This is a genomic window from Mesorhizobium sp. 8, from assembly GCF_006351905.1.
Taxonomy (GTDB): Bacteria; Pseudomonadota; Alphaproteobacteria; order Rhizobiales; family Rhizobiaceae; genus Mesorhizobium; species Mesorhizobium composti.
Map to the genome: position 1 here is coordinate 446,329 of NZ_CP040914.1, position 13,545 is coordinate 459,873.

At 60.2% G+C, this 13,545-nt stretch carries 12 protein-coding genes and 1 tRNA gene; 4 read left to right on the forward strand and 9 right to left on the reverse strand.

The window, feature by feature from the left end:
* Nucleotides 1-46 precede the first annotated feature (46 nt).
* From FGU64_RS02065 to FGU64_RS02080, 4 genes are read right to left on the reverse strand one after another with little or no spacing between them, the layout of a single operon-like run.
* Nucleotides 47-685: a ribbon-helix-helix domain-containing protein gene (locus FGU64_RS02065; protein WP_139950680.1), complete on the reverse strand. Its 639-nt coding sequence runs from the start codon at nt 683-685 to the stop codon at nt 47-49.
* The gene (locus FGU64_RS02070; protein WP_139950681.1) at nt 675-1,964 is read right to left on the reverse strand and encodes an HlyD family type I secretion periplasmic adaptor subunit; all 1,290 of its coding nucleotides are present in this window, start codon (nt 1,962-1,964) and stop codon (nt 675-677) included. The genes FGU64_RS02065 and FGU64_RS02070 overlap by 11 nt, the downstream gene beginning before the upstream one ends.
* Nucleotides 1,965-1,992: 28 nt before the next feature.
* Nucleotides 1,993-4,128 (reverse strand): type I secretion system permease/ATPase, encoded by a 2,136-nt coding sequence (locus FGU64_RS02075; RefSeq protein WP_139950682.1) that lies wholly within the window; start codon nt 4,126-4,128, stop codon nt 1,993-1,995.
* A 40-nt stretch (nt 4,129-4,168) separates the two neighbouring features.
* Nucleotides 4,169-5,620 carry a TolC family outer membrane protein gene (locus FGU64_RS02080; RefSeq protein ID WP_139955231.1) on the reverse strand — a complete coding sequence of 484 codons (1,452 nt, stop codon included), beginning with the start codon at nt 5,618-5,620 and terminating at the stop codon, nt 4,169-4,171.
* Nucleotides 5,621-6,332: 712 nt separating this feature from the next.
* Here FGU64_RS02080 and FGU64_RS02085 point away from each other — a divergent pair.
* The gene (locus FGU64_RS02085) at nt 6,333-6,557 is read left to right on the forward strand and encodes a hypothetical protein (protein WP_139950683.1); all 225 of its coding nucleotides are present in this window, start codon (nt 6,333-6,335) and stop codon (nt 6,555-6,557) included.
* 421 nt (nt 6,558-6,978) lie between these two features.
* Here FGU64_RS02085 and FGU64_RS02090 read toward each other — a convergent pair whose 3' ends face one another.
* Nucleotides 6,979-7,338, reverse strand: coding sequence for a hypothetical protein (locus tag FGU64_RS02090; protein ID WP_139950684.1), 360 nt, complete (start codon nt 7,336-7,338; stop codon nt 6,979-6,981).
* 260 nt (nt 7,339-7,598) lie between these two features.
* Between FGU64_RS02090 and FGU64_RS02095 the strand changes: the two genes are divergently transcribed.
* Nucleotides 7,599-7,850, forward strand: a complete 252-nt coding sequence (locus FGU64_RS02095) for a helix-turn-helix transcriptional regulator (RefSeq protein ID WP_139955232.1) — start codon at nt 7,599-7,601, stop codon at nt 7,848-7,850.
* 392 nt (nt 7,851-8,242) lie between these two features.
* Here the strand turns inward: FGU64_RS02095 and FGU64_RS23180 are convergent, their stop codons facing one another.
* Nucleotides 8,243-8,404 (reverse strand): hypothetical protein, encoded by a 162-nt coding sequence (locus FGU64_RS23180; protein ID WP_180375614.1) that lies wholly within the window; start codon nt 8,402-8,404, stop codon nt 8,243-8,245.
* Between FGU64_RS23180 and FGU64_RS02100 the strand changes: the two genes are divergently transcribed.
* Entirely contained in the window at nt 8,397-8,627 is a 231-nt protein-coding gene (locus FGU64_RS02100; RefSeq protein ID WP_139950685.1) for a helix-turn-helix domain-containing protein, read from the forward strand. The genes FGU64_RS23180 and FGU64_RS02100 overlap by 8 nt on opposite strands.
* A 43-nt stretch (nt 8,628-8,670) precedes the next feature.
* Nucleotides 8,671-9,249 (forward strand): hypothetical protein, encoded by a 579-nt coding sequence (locus tag FGU64_RS02105; RefSeq protein WP_139950686.1) that lies wholly within the window; start codon nt 8,671-8,673, stop codon nt 9,247-9,249.
* A gap of 845 nt (nt 9,250-10,094) precedes the next feature.
* Here FGU64_RS02105 and FGU64_RS02110 read toward each other — a convergent pair.
* The 3 genes from FGU64_RS02110 to phaC all read right to left on the reverse strand — a co-directional run bounded on the left by FGU64_RS02110 (nt 10,095) and on the right by phaC (nt 13,530).
* Nucleotides 10,095-10,169: transfer RNA gene (locus tag FGU64_RS02110), tRNA-Glu, on the reverse strand.
* A 76-nt stretch (nt 10,170-10,245) separates the two neighbouring features.
* Nucleotides 10,246-11,421, reverse strand: coding sequence for a YcbK family protein (locus tag FGU64_RS02115; RefSeq protein ID WP_246671216.1), 1,176 nt, complete (start codon nt 11,419-11,421; stop codon nt 10,246-10,248).
* A 270-nt stretch (nt 11,422-11,691) separates the two neighbouring features.
* A complete protein-coding gene (gene phaC / locus FGU64_RS02120) occupies nt 11,692-13,530 on the reverse strand; it encodes a class I poly(R)-hydroxyalkanoic acid synthase (RefSeq protein WP_136355591.1) in 1,839 nt (612 codons plus the stop codon).
* Between the last annotated feature and the right edge of the window lie 15 nt (nt 13,531-13,545).

Below are 13,545 nucleotides of genomic sequence, written 5' to 3' on the forward strand. Positions count from 1 at the left end.
ATGATTGCGATTGGACGCAACGCGCTTTTGTGCCTTCGAACGCCGGTCAGCCGTTGACGACGAAGGCCAACAGCAATTCGGGCGCGGCCACGGGTGCGCGGACGGCATTGATCTGTCCTCGATAGCGGCGCTCATCGACGCCGAGCACAAAGCCCGTTGCAACCGGTTGATTGCCGTTGGCACGGAGCCGTTCGAAGATGTCGGCAACATTGAGATCCAGCGCAAGCTTGAGATCCCTGCGGGCGTCGTCATGAAGCCCGGCCGGCAGTTGGCGCCGAACCAGGTTCTGAAAGGGAGGGTTGAAACCCAGGATCTTGCGCGTGCTTTCGAGCGCGAAAGCGGGGGCCGGGCACGCGGACAGGATGGCGTTGACCATGTCCGTCGAAGTCAGCCGCCGCAACGCAGCGCTTTCCCGGTTGGCATCGCGCAGACAGGCAACGCGCAGCGCCGACGCCAGATTGCCGTTCTCGCCCACGGTCGCCGCGACCTGGTCGACAAGGGCGCCAAGCGTGAGCTTGTCTTTCCCGGCCATCTGCTTCAAGGCGTCCCAGAAACCGCGCTCCAGGCGAATGCCGCGCCGCTGGCCGTTGCGAGCGACGACGCGAAATTCGGGCTCCAGGTCTTGCGATGCCGGGGGTTCAGGTAGCCGCTCGCCGGAAGCGGGCAGCGCGGCTTTATCGCTCACGCATGGCCTCCTCCCTGGCCTTGTTGATCGGCTTCAACAGATAATTGAGGATGGTTTTGCGGCCGGTCTTGATATCTACCGAGCAGATCATGCCGGGGATGATGGAATAGGTCTTGCCGTCGCGCTGCAAGGTCGATTTGTCGGTGGTGACACGGACCTGATAGTAGGGTTCGCCGGTTTTCTCGTCGACAAGGCTGTCGGCGGTAACGTTGGCGACCTTGCCTTCTATGCCGCCGAAGATCGAAAAGTCGTAGGCGGTGATCTTGATGAGGGCTTCCTGGTCGGCGCGGACGAATGCGACGTCGCGCGGCGAGATGCGCGCCTCCACCAGCAAGGTTTCCGATGTTGGAACGATATCGGCGACCACCGCCCCAGGTTGCACGAACGCGCCCAGCGTGTTGACGTTGAGGGTGTTGACGATGCCATCGACCGGCGAACGAATATCGGTGCGGGCGACGCGGTCTGTCGCGCCCCGGATGGTTTCTTCCACAACCGACAGATCGGCCAGCGCCTGCGTCAGATCGTTGAGTGCTTCCTGCCGCAGTTCAAGGCCGACTTCGTTGACCTGCAGTTGCGCCTCGTCGATGGCGGCTTTGCTGCGCTCGATCGTTTCGGAGGCGAGCTTGATCTGCCCGTTCAGTTCCGTCTGCTCGCGCTCAACGCGAATCTGTTCTGTTTGGGCAATCAGACCTTTCTTGGCCATCGAGTTAACCAGCTTGGACTCGCGATCGCTAACCGTGAGATTTTCATTGAGGCGATTGAGATTGGCGTTCGCCTCGTCCAGTTCCTTTTGTCGCTGTTCCAGCCGCGACTTCAGTACCGAAAGCTTGTTGGCAAAGTTTTCCTGCCTGGCGACGAGGAGTCTTTCCTCGTTGTAGCAGATTTGCGGTGCGCTTTTTTGAATCTCCGCGGGACAAACGAACGCCCCACTGACCTGCCCGCTCTGCTCCTGCTTCAGACGGGCGATCCGTGCGCGCAGAGCCCTGGCCTTCGCTTCCTGCTCACCCAGGCTCGACGAGTTCAGTGTGTTGTCGAGGCGGATCAACAGGTCGTCCTTGTTGACCCTTTGGCCGATCTTGACTGCGATTTCCTGGACGACACCGGCCTCACTAGCCTGGATGATCTGGGTCTTTGAGGCCGGAATAACCTTGCCTTCGCCGCGTGCAATCTCATCGACCTCGGCAAAGGAGGACCAGGAGACGAAAGCCGCCAGCAGGAGCCCTATCAGCACTGTAGTGGCCGACGCAAACAGCGGCGGCCGATCGTCCTTCGTCAGCATTAGCCCCGTGCCCTACCGACCTGTTGCTTCAAGACCCGCCACCCGGCTTTTGAAGCGCCTGTATGACCTGTTCCTTAGGTCCGTCCGCTACGATCCTACCTTGTTCGACAACAATAAGGCGATCCACCAGTTCCAGCATGCTGAACCGATGAGTCGACACGATAAGCGTCGTGGTCGGATCGAAGGCCATTTTCAACTGGCGGATCAACAGGCGCTCAGACGAAAGATCCATCGAACCCGAGGGTTCGTCGAGAAAAACAATCTTCGGCTTGGTCAACAAAAGGCGCGCAATGGCGACGGCTTGCCGCTGGCCGCCCGACAGGTTTGTGCCGCGCTCGCCGACACTCATGTCGTAGCCGCGTGGATGGCGCGAAACAAAATCGTCGACGCCAGCGGCCTTCGCGGCCTCTATGATCTCCTCGTCTGTTGCGTCGGGACGGGCCATCAAGAGATTCTCCTTGATTGTCCCGGAGAACAGGTCGCCTGCCTGTGCCACCACCCCGACGGCCGTGCGGACCTCCGAGGGATGATATTGCCGCACGTCGATGCCGTCGAGATAGAGTTCACCCGATGTGGGCAGGAAGAGCCGGCCTATCAAACGGCCCAGCGTCGTCTTGCCTGAACCGATGCGGCCGATGATGCCGACCCGCTCGCCGGGCTTCACGCTGAACGTAAGCCCGGTCAACACTTCGTTTTCGGTGCCTGGATATACGAAGCCCACATTCCTGAATGCCAGTGCACCGGTGCGGATTGGCCGGTTGACGAAGCCAACCGTCTCCGGCCGATCCTCGGGCTGGCTCATGATGCCGTTGACGATCCTGAGCGACAGGAGGGCCTGCCGCAGCCGGGCAAGCGTGATCGCGATCTGGCCCATCGGCGCCACGGCTCGCCCCGCCAGCATGACGACGGCGATGATGGCACCCGTGGTCATGTGGCCTGCCGCAAAGGAATAGGCGCCTCCGACAATGAGAGCCACCGTAACCAGTTGCTGCAGGGCGTAGGTGACGTTGCCGGCAGCGGCCGACAATTCCTTGATTTTCTCCGACGTGTTGGCCGTGTTCTTGGAGTGCTCGTTCCACTTGCGTAGCAGATAGGCCTCGGCCCGCAGCGACTTAATCGTCTCCAGCGTGGAGATCGATTCCACCAGCAGCGCCTGGCGTTGCGAAGCCTCATTCATCGAGGCGGTCACGCATTTGCCGATGCGGTGCTGGGCAATCAAGCCGACGCAGACGGAGATCACCACCGCAATGAGTGGAATGATCGCGATCCAGCCACCGATGACGTAAATAACGACAAGGAAAATGAAGACAAAAATAGAATCGATGAACACGCTGATGGTGTTGGAGGTAAAGAACTCGCGCACGAATTCGTATTGTGTCACACGGCTTGCGTATTCGCCCGTGGACTGAGGGCGGGCCGCCAGGGAAGAGTTCAGGATCTTGTCGAAAAGCATATAGGAAATGCGGATGTCGGCCCTGTGGCCGGCATAGTCGATCAAGGCGGCGCGAGCCGTTTTCAACAGCAGGTCGAAGAGCACCACCAGCCCGATGCCAAATGCCAGCACCCATAAGGTCGACACCGCCTTGTTGGGTAAAACGCGGTCGTACACATTCATGGTGAAGATGGGCGAAGCCAAAGCTAGGAGGTTAATGAACGTCGCTGCCAGGATGACCTTGGCATAAGAGCGCCAGAAAGCGACCAGCGTGCCGCCGAGCCAGTGTCGCCGTTCGATCCTCGAAGCGATGCCGACATTCAACTCTTCCGCGGCATTGGTATAGGTGATGGAAAACGATGCTCCGCCGGCTATGGCGTCTCGCTGCAGCTCAGCCGCGGTTATGGTTGTGCGACCATCCTCCTGCGGAGCTGTCGCATAGCCATCGGGCTCCTCAAAAAGCAAGGCGATCGGCAGCCGGTCGACCCGAAACACGATAGCGGGAAGGTCCACTCGGCCAGCACGGAAGTCACGGTTGTCGAACGCCTTGGCCTCAAGGCCGATACGCTCCGCCAGATGGCGAATCTCATCGATGTTGATGCGTGTATCCGACAGTGGCACGCCGGCAAACAGCACAGTCTCCGCGCTCGGCCGCCCGAGAAAGGCGGCAATCGCGGAGAAGCAGGCTTTGAAGGCGCCGCCTGGCGACTGGAGTTGAGGATGCTGATTCACGACACGCTCAACTGGGCCTCACCGCCCGCGCCGCGGAACATTATTTTTTCTTGCGCAGGGGCGCCAGGATATCCAACGGCAAGTCGTTGGTCTGTTCCGAGGGCGTGCGCGCAAACGTCTCGACGTCCGCCGTTTCCGGCACGGCGAACTCGGTTCGCGCATAGGCCGCGGCCTGTTTGGGAGGATTGATCCCTTCTGTGCGCAAAAGCTGGCCGGTCGCCGCGAGCAGGCGGTATTCGGCAAAAAGCGAAGCATAGATCGCAGTGTCGGCCAGCGTCGCTGTGTTAAAGCGAGTATTTTGGGCGTCGAGCACGTCGAGGAGGGAACGCTGCCCTACCTTGAACTGCTCGCGATACGACGCCACCAAGCGCTCATTGGTCGCCGCCTGCTGGCGGAGTGTCTTAGCGAGATCCGCCTGCTTGAAGCGGCGATCCCATGAGGTACGAACCGCTTCTTCGATTTCGCGATAGACTTGGTGCAGGGCCAGTCGCTGCTCGCTGGCGCGCCGGATCTGTTCTTGCTCGTTGGCCTTGTCGATACCGCCTCGATAGAGGTTCCATCGCAATACCAGTCGCGCCTGGAGGTCGTCGGTATGACCATCGTCACCGTCGACGTCGTCCCCAGTACGGGCAGCGCCTTCGGCAACGAGCTCGGGGCCATATTTGGAGCGTGCTGCGTCCACCAATGCGGTTGCAGCGTCAATATCGCTGTTGGCCATGTGGATGCGTGGATTGTTCTGCCTGGCCAGGCCGATGGCCTCGTCCAGGGAGCGCGGCAAAGCGCCCGCGACAGACGGGGGCTTGGTCGGATTGGCGAGCGGCTTGCCGACCGTCTTGAAGAAGCGGATCTTCGCGGCTTCCAACTCTTCCGAAGCCTCCTGCAGGCGTGCCTTCGCAGCGAAGACGCGCTCTTCCGCCTGCTGGCGGTCGGCATCGGTCAATGCGCCTCCGGCGACGCTTTCGCGGATATCGCCCAGGATAGATTGATGGAACCCCAGGTTCTTCTTGGCTTCACCTACGATGGAAGCCTGGAGCATGTATTCGAGATAATCCTGGACAACCGAGAGCGCAATAAATTCGGAGCGCTCCAGCACCCGGAAGGAAGCCCCGTCAACGCGCGAGGCCTGACGATCGACCTCAGCGCGTCGGGCACCGCTGTCGAACAACTTCTGCGTTATGGTGAGACCGGCCTCGGAAGGATAGAGGGTATCGTTTTCTACCGAAAGCGCCCGGCGCGAAGAATTGTCCAGTCTGCGCACGCCGGTTGACGCCTCAAGATCGACGCTCGGTAGGTAAAGGCCCTTCGCTTGACGAAGCTCGAATTCTATCGCCTCGCGATTCTCTATCGCTTGACCTACCTCAGGATTCGATTCAACTGCAACCGCAATGGCTTCCTTCAAGGAAAGCGCATTTGAATGCACGACCGACAAGAAAGTTGCGGTCAACAGAACTGCTGTGTGCTTGGCTATACAAGCCAAACGACCCGAAAACATGCCCATGTGCCCCTCAACCCGTAGCCACCCTGGCCACTTACAATTCATCTATTACCATGAAACAGCCCACGCCCGGCAAGGGGGACGGGCTCCCGTTGCCGTGAATTGTATCGATCTGACTGGATTCGTGGCAGAATCGTCACATTTTCGTGGCGCAATTCCTAGAAATCAGACCGGAGGGCGCCGAAATACGGTTCAACGCGAAAATGTAGAACCGGTCCTATCTTGAACTGAACCGGCTCCTTGCTTGCAAAGCAAAGACTTGTTGCTGGGCTTCACCGCTTCTTCAAACGTCGCTCGTCTAGGGGGGCAGGCCAGTCCGTTCTGCGCCACCGGCGTTTAATATGAATTATCTATTTGTTTTTATTAGATAAATTGTCATGATCGATTATGTGAAACATATAATCGGAGTCCTGACATGGCTACCTCTGATATCTTGCTGTAGAAGAAGGTCGAATCGCCGCCTCCTTCATCGGCGACAATTTCTTGCGAGCGGCGAAAGCGCTGCGGAAACTCCAGGATGATGATCCTGAAATATTCCTCAAAGTTGCCGAGAGCCTCGGAATCAGCCGTCGCAAGGCTTATGCCCTGGCACGCATCGACCGACAATTCACCGAACTGAGGGTAGACGAGAATCGCCTCTACTTCATAGGGCTGGTCGAAACTGCAGATCGTCGGCCGCTATCTGACAGACGAGAACGCGGAATTTCTGTTGGAATTGGCAGAGCAGAACACCTCTCATGACCTGGAGGTTTTGCTGCGTGGCGAAACACCGGTCGAAGATGCGCTGGTCGTCCAGCTTTATCTTACATTGAAGGACCACAAGCGACTGAGGGCAGCGCTGGTGAAATATGGCGCGGTGGTCAGCGGCAACGGTCTTTCGAAGACGGAGGCCGCGCTGATGGCATTGGTCGACAAGGCTATTTCCACCACGTAAGCACGGTGCTTGTCGGCGAGCGCACTATCCCGCGTGGCCAGGTGTATTCGGTCGCGACGGGGAGTGTTCGGTAGCGTAAAGCGGCTAGACTTCACCGTCGAACATCATGCGTCTTCGCTGTTGAGGGTTCGCAACATCGTCTCGATCGCCGAAACGAACGCATCATGATGCCGAGGCAGCAATTGCTCTATTCTCGGTGCCTCTTTGCCACCGATGCCGACGTAAGTGCCAAAACCAGAGGCCAACCGAACGGTCCCGCCGACGAGGTCGGCTAGCGTTTCGAGATAAGGACGCCGCGCTCGCTCAGGAACACATAGCGGGGTGCGAGAGGTTCGAATGCTTTCGTGAAGCGGCGGATGGCGTTCGGTAGTGCAGGATTGCGCTCGGCCATCTTCTCCCAGAAATCCGCCGAACTGATCGATTACGGGCCCGACTGAAGCGTTGCAGGAACAGGGCGGACGACCGGCTCGCCGTTCTCGACGCAGACAATGCCCCGTTCGATCATCACAGTTTTCGCCAGAGTGTCGGGAACGACCAAGATGTCGCCTGAAGGCGTCGTCCATGCCGCGAGTTCAACGAGCGCGAAAGTGAAACGCGACCCTGCGTGGCTTTGAAGCAGATTGCCCAGGATTTCCGTTTCGGCCCGTATCAGTTGAGCCACCACCTCACGCCGCATTTGGGGGTTACGCCAAAGCCTGGTTTCGATGACGACAATGTCGCCGGATGCCGTGACACAGAGATTGTCGATGAACCCGTGTCTGCATGGCACTTCACGCGCCACGGCGATCAGGTTGCCGAATCCCGATTCGATCTCCGAGATCGGCAGAGTGGACGGATGGTTGTGGATCAGTTCCTGAGCCAGTCTTCATCGAACAGCCGATGTGTTCGAGATGACTGCGTCGATTGTCGTTGCCAACCAGAACCGGAGTTGCGCGAGATCTGCCCATGTCGCCCATTTGTGCGATCTGGATCGGCAAGTCCAGAAAAACGAGTCTTATAAGTCGTGGGCGGATCAGTCGCATCAGCTGATCGTGCCGCGTGATGGACATCCGCGATCGCATCGGCTGGAATTTGCGACGCCTGCGCAAGGAGCGAAACTTCACACAGGAGGAGTTCGCGACGGACAGCGGGTTTGGCCGAGGTTATGTTAGCGGTGTCGAGCGCGGCCTGCGCAATCCGTCTATTCTGGCCCTTGCCAGGTTAGCCAAAGCTCTGGACGTGGATGTGGTCGAATTGTTCGATCCTGTGAAGGCCCAACAGTTCGCAAAAAGCTCGCGCGCTCAAACATCTTGATAGACTGTCGTCAGGCGATCAAAGAACGGCATACGAAAACCAGCTTTTTCGGAATGCCGGCTGAGATCGGGCATCGTCTCCTGCACTTAACCGGAAGCTGTTGCGGGCTAGCATAGCGTCAATGAGTAGGGCCCGCCTATGTCTTCAAGCGACAAGCGACGGTGCCTCAGCAAGCTGGCGATCTTTGGGGTGATCTGCACCGCAGAGTAAGGCAGCTATTATGGCTGGCCACCGCATCCTGTGCGGTGACGTTCGTCCTCTTCGTCAAGGTGATGTTTTTTTCGCCCTGAATTCGCGATTCGGCGAGTCTCGAGAGCGGCCGGTGGACTAAGGGATTTGCCGTATTCGAGGTCACCCGCAGTGACCAAGCCGGTTGCCGGGGCGTACCATTTTCAAATTGGCTTGTTCCCTTTTCTGATTTCCTGATGATTGTTGTTGATCGCCCGCGCCAACGGCTGCGCATGATGGGTGATCCAACCGCCTCTTGGTGATTGACGATCCTCTGTCTGTGCAACCCGCCGGGCCCGCATAAACAGGAGAACGGCAATGCTCATCAAGCTTCCCAGGAAATCACCGGCTGATGCCGCGACCGCGGCTGACAATGAGCTGGTCTCGAGCCCAACCAAACTGCTGACGGTCAAGGAGGCCGCAGCGTTTGCCGTGGTTTCCCCGCTTACCGTGCGCCGCTGGCTCAAGGCTGGGTTCCTGCGCACCTATCGTGCCGGCCACCAGATTCGGATCGATAAGGCGGAACTCATCAAATCTCTGTCTCAGTAATTATCAATGGTTATCATTGTTAATACCTAAAATTACTTCAAGAATGGTAATATTGACAGGGATATTAACAAAAAATAACATCTGGCCAGGGACGAATAACAGTGATGACGACAAGTGCCTGAAAATCACGAAAGAAATCTCGACCCTGCGTGATCTCCATGCGTTCATTGGCGACTGCGAGCTTCCCGCAACGAGGAAGGCAGAGATCAGGTCGGCGATCAAGCGGGTCGATGGTCTCGTCGGGCGCGGCATGCTCGACCTCACGGCCAACCCTGCCAAACTCCTTACCGCCATCGAGCGGTATTCCCCGGCGATGGCAGGCCTGTCGGTCGGCGGCTTTGCCAATCTCAAATCGCGCTTGCGCGCCGCCTTCAAGCTCGCTAACCCTCACCTGATCTCGACCCGGACGGTTCGTCTGGAGGGGGAATGGCTGAAGCTGCATGAGCGGCTTGCGGCCGGAGAGCAGCGAGACCTCTCACGGTTTCTGCGTTTTGCCTTCGCCGCCGGATGGAAGCTCTCCGAGGTCGGCAACGATCATGTCGAACGCTTCGCCACGTATCTCCACGACGAAACAATGGTCGCGGTCTGGGATGAGGTCGTGCGCAAAACGATCCGCGTATGAAACCGCATCGTTTCCCGGATTCCGCATCCCGCCCTCCAGTCTCTGACATCTCCTGCGCCGAAAAGGACATCGTACTGGATCGATCCGGCCACATTGCCTGAGAGCATGCAGGCCGACATCAGGGCATTTCTGGCCCATCTGTCCGAGCCTTCCATCTTCGCCAGCCAATCCCGCCAGCGCCTCAAGCCAGCCACCGTCGCACAATATCGCCACGGCATCGTGATGCTGATCTCGGCGCTGGTCGAAACCGGCGAGGATGTGGCGTCGATGACTTCCCTCCGTGAAGTGGTCACTGCCGGGAAAGTCGAGAAGGCGCTGTTCTACCTTCACAAGCGCTTCAACCAGCGGATCACCACCGGCATGACTTTGATGGCGGCGCAGGCGCGAAAGATTGCGGCCGGGGCCGACCTGCCTGAGGCCGAGTTCGCGGAACTCGACAAGCTGGTCGAACTTCTGGAGGAGGCGGCAGATCGCGAAAAGGGTCTGCTCGCGTTGGTGGAGAAAAGTCTGATGGACCCGGACGACCCGAACCTGCGGGAGCGCTTGGTTGGTCTGGAACTCCAGCGTGACGAATTGACGGCCGAGATCGCTGGTCTGAGCAAACGCGCCAGCAGCGGCGATGCATCGATAACCCCGGAGAAGATTGACAGGTTGTCGAACCTTCAGCGGGATAAACTGTACAACGGCTCACCCGAGCTGAAGCAAGTCTATGCTCGCCTTGTCGTCCAGCAGGTTACCGTAAGGGGAAGGAAATCCGCATTAGGGGCTCGAAAGCCGCTCTGGCGCGTGCTGCATCGAACGGAGCCGGCAACAATCCCCCGGCAGTTCTCGCTTTTGTTGGAGGTTGGTACGCCCAAGGGGAATCGAACCCCTGTTACCGCCGTGAAAGGGCGGTGTCCTGACCGCTAGACGATGGGCGCAGCCAAGCGCGCTTATAGTTGCGTTGAACGCGGCGGGCAACCCCGTGCAGCGCGCTTATGACGAACTTTTTCGCTGTTATTTGCGCCGGCGGCAGCGCCAGTTCCAGTCGCGTTCCGGGCCGACGTCGACATGCACGGATTCGGTGTGGCAATAGGTACCGACCCCGCCGCGGCCGGGCATCGAACGTACGTAGTTCGCCAGATCCCATTTGCTGACGCCGGGAATCTGGATGTCGGCCGCCGCGCAGTACATATGCAGCGAATTCTTGGCGCCGCGTGCCCGGCGGTTGCGATTCGGATCGCGATAGCCGGAAGTGACGATCATCTTGCGTCCGTAATGCCCCTCGATGGTCTTCAGCACCCGGACCAGCGAGGGTTTCAGGCAGGCGACGTCGACGCCTTCGGTCTGCTTGAGCAGGCCATTGGGCGCGAGCCGCGCCATGCCGGCGGCGGACGCGACCTGGTAGGGGCCGCCTTCGTCTTCGTTGAGATCGACGTCGCTGTCGTCGTCGATGCCCGACCGGCGCCGGATCTCGAACAGCGCCGTCTGGCGCACGCCGGGCAGGGCGTTCTCGGAACCGAGCGAGACGAGCGGCTTGGTATCCCCGCCGGTGGAGGCGAGCTGGACGATCGGCGTCACCGCCTGGCGCGCGGCGTCTGGCTCGATGATCGGCTGCGGCTGGCGTGCCGGCGCCGGAACGATCGGTGTCGGTGTCGGCTTTGCCTTCGCCGGCGACGAGCCAAAGAACGCGGCGAGGAAGGTTTTCTTCGGTTTCACCGGCTCTGCGGCCGGCATCTCGCCGGCCGTCACGTAAACCGCGTTGTCGGTAGCCGTTTCAGCCGGGGCGGTCGCCTGCTCGGCCCGTTTTGTCGCCGATGCTTCGATGTCGCCGGCGGCAACCTTCTGCGCCCCGGCGGTGGTCTCTTCGGCGCTTTGCGCCGGCGGCACCAGCGGCTGCGGCGTGGTGCCGGCGATGGATTGCGCCTCGACCGGCGCGGGAATGGCGAGCTCGGCCGGCGTGCCGGGTTTCTGCGTCGGGAAATAGGCGATCTGCTCGGGCAGGGCGGTGTCGCCTTCGGCGCTCATCAGCGCCTGCGGGCCACTGGACGCCGTCGATTCGCCCGCTTCCGGCTGGGCTGATGCGGCCGCGATATCGCCGGCTGTCGCATTGTAGCCCGGCATGCCCACCGACAGCGACGGGTCGTTGACGGCGGTACAGGAAGCGGCGAGCACGGATAAAAGAGCCGCCAAGACAGCGCGGCGTCCTTCTCGTGCGAGACGCGATCCCGTTGAATTCAATGCGTTTCCCCCTCGCTATCCGCCTCGGATGACCAGCAGCGCGCCGTTTGCATGGCGGCTTCCGCATGGTCGTGTTTCCGCGATCGGAAACGAGATATGTATCAAATCCGCCAGCCTCGACGAAAAACGTCAGCAGCAAGCAGATAGAGTCAATTTCATGCTTGACCGTGACCATTTCGCCCGCTTTACGGACGCCGTCAACTCACCACACATTACAGCGTGTTACACGCGCACCTTGACATAGCTGCCGGGTGCGTCGCCCAGCGTCTTGGCGCCGGGCTGGCGTGCCGGCACACGCGTGGCGTCCTGATCCTCGATCCAGCGCTGCCAATGCGGCCACCAGGAGCCGGCATGTTCATGGGCAGCGGATAGCCAGTCTGCCAGCGAGCCGACAGCCTTGCCGCCGGTCCAGTACTGGTATTTCTTCAGCGAAGGCGGGTTGACGACGCCGGCGATGTGGCCGGAGCCGGAAAGGACGTATTCGACCTCGCCGCCGAAATAGCGGCTGCCCTCGAAGGCCGATTTGGCCGGTGCGATGTGGTCTTCCTTGGTGGCGAGATTGTAGACGGGGATGGTGATGTCGGAGAGCGACAACGTGCGGCCCGCCAGTTCCATGCGCCCGGCCGACAGGTTGTTCTCCAGATAGCAGTTGCGCAGGTAGAAGGAGTGGTTGGCGGCCGCCATGCGGGTGGAATCGGCGTTCCAATAGAGCAGGTCGAAGGGCAGGGGCTCCTTGCCGCGCATATAGTTGTTGACGACGTAGGGCCAGATCAGGTCGCCCGAGCGCAGCATGTTGAAGGCGGTCGCCATCTTGGTGCCTTCGAGGTAGCCGCGCTCGTTCATCGCCAGTTCGAGGGCGGCGATCTGTTCCTCGTCGACGAACACCTTGAGGTCGCCCGCATAGGTGAAATCGACCTGGGTGGCGAAGAAGGTGACGGAGCGGATGCGGTCGTCGCCTTCCTGCGCCAGGAGGGCGAGTGCCGCGGCGAGCAGCGTGCCGCCGACGCAGTAGCCGATGGCATTCACCTCACGCTCGCCGGTGGCCTTCTCGATCATGTCCAGCCCGAACTGGATGCCTTCGCGCGTATAGGCTTCCCAGGTCTTGCCGCCGTGCCGTTCGTCCGGATTGACCCAGGAGATGACGAACACGCTGTGGCCCTGCTCGACGGCCCAGCGAATGAAGGATTTCTCCGGGTTGAGGTCGAGGATGTAGAACTTGTTGATCCACGGCGGGCAGATCAGCAGCGGTCGCTTCAGCACCGTTTCGGTGGTCGGCGTGTACTGGATGATCTCGGCGATGTCGCTGCGGCCGATCACCTTGCCGGGTGAGACGGCGATGTTCTTGCCGATCTCGAAGCGCGTGTTGTCGGCCTGCCTGAGTTTCAGGTCGCCTTTGCCGGCGGTGATGTCCTCGGCCAGCATCTTCATGCCGCGCACAAGGTTCTCGCCGTTCGAGGCGATTGTCTCGCGGAACAGTTCGGGGTTGGTCAGGACGAAGTTGGACGGCGAGATCGCGTTGGTGACCTGCTTGACGTAGAAGGTCGCCTTGTGGCGGGTGTGCTCGTCCATTTCATCGGCATGTTCGGCGAGATCGGCCGCCCAGCGCGCGGTGACCAGATAGGCCTGCTTGAGGAAGTCGAAGAAGGCGTTCTTGCCCCATTCGGGGTCGAGGAATCGCTTGTCGCCCTTTTCGGGTTTCACCACGTCTTCGACCTCGGCGCCGCCGCTGACGCGGTCGATGGCGTTGGCCCAAACCTGCATATAGCCGGAAAACAGCCGCGTCTGCGCCTCCAGCGCGCGCGAGGGGTCGGACAGCCAGTATTCGGTCAGCTTGGAAAAGGTCCGCACCATGTCGGCGGCTGGCTCGGCGACATGGTCGCTGCGTTCGCCCTTCTCGCGCGGCTCGGCCCAGGCAGAGGCGGCCTTGCCGGCCTGTTCGATCATGCGCGCGATGTTGAGCGCGAACCGCTCCGGATCCTTGACCAGATATTGCTCGACGGATGGGGTGTCCGGAGCCTCGGTCTTGCCGGCGTCTTTGCCGGATCCGGCTGTGCTTGGCATGATGGACGCGGCTCC

Excerpts from the sequence above, each read along its gene's own strand:
- FGU64_RS02070 (WP_139950681.1), bottom strand. The coding sequence starts at position 1,964 with ATGCTGACGAAGGACGATCGGCCGCCGCTGTTTGCGTCGGCCACTACA.
- FGU64_RS02080 (WP_139955231.1), bottom strand. The coding sequence starts at position 5,620 with ATGTTTTCGGGTCGTTTGGCTTGTATAGCCAAGCACACAGCAGTTCTG.
- FGU64_RS02095 (WP_139955232.1), top strand. The coding sequence starts at position 7,599 with ATGGACATCCGCGATCGCATCGGCTGGAATTTGCGACGCCTGCGCAAG.
- FGU64_RS02100 (WP_139950685.1), top strand. The coding sequence starts at position 8,397 with ATGCTCATCAAGCTTCCCAGGAAATCACCGGCTGATGCCGCGACCGCG.
- FGU64_RS23180 (WP_180375614.1), bottom strand. The coding sequence starts at position 8,404 with ATGAGCATTGCCGTTCTCCTGTTTATGCGGGCCCGGCGGGTTGCACAG.
- FGU64_RS02105 (WP_139950686.1), top strand. The coding sequence starts at position 8,671 with ATGGTAATATTGACAGGGATATTAACAAAAAATAACATCTGGCCAGGG.
- phaC (WP_136355591.1), bottom strand. The coding sequence starts at position 13,530 with ATGCCAAGCACAGCCGGATCCGGCAAAGACGCCGGCAAGACCGAGGCT.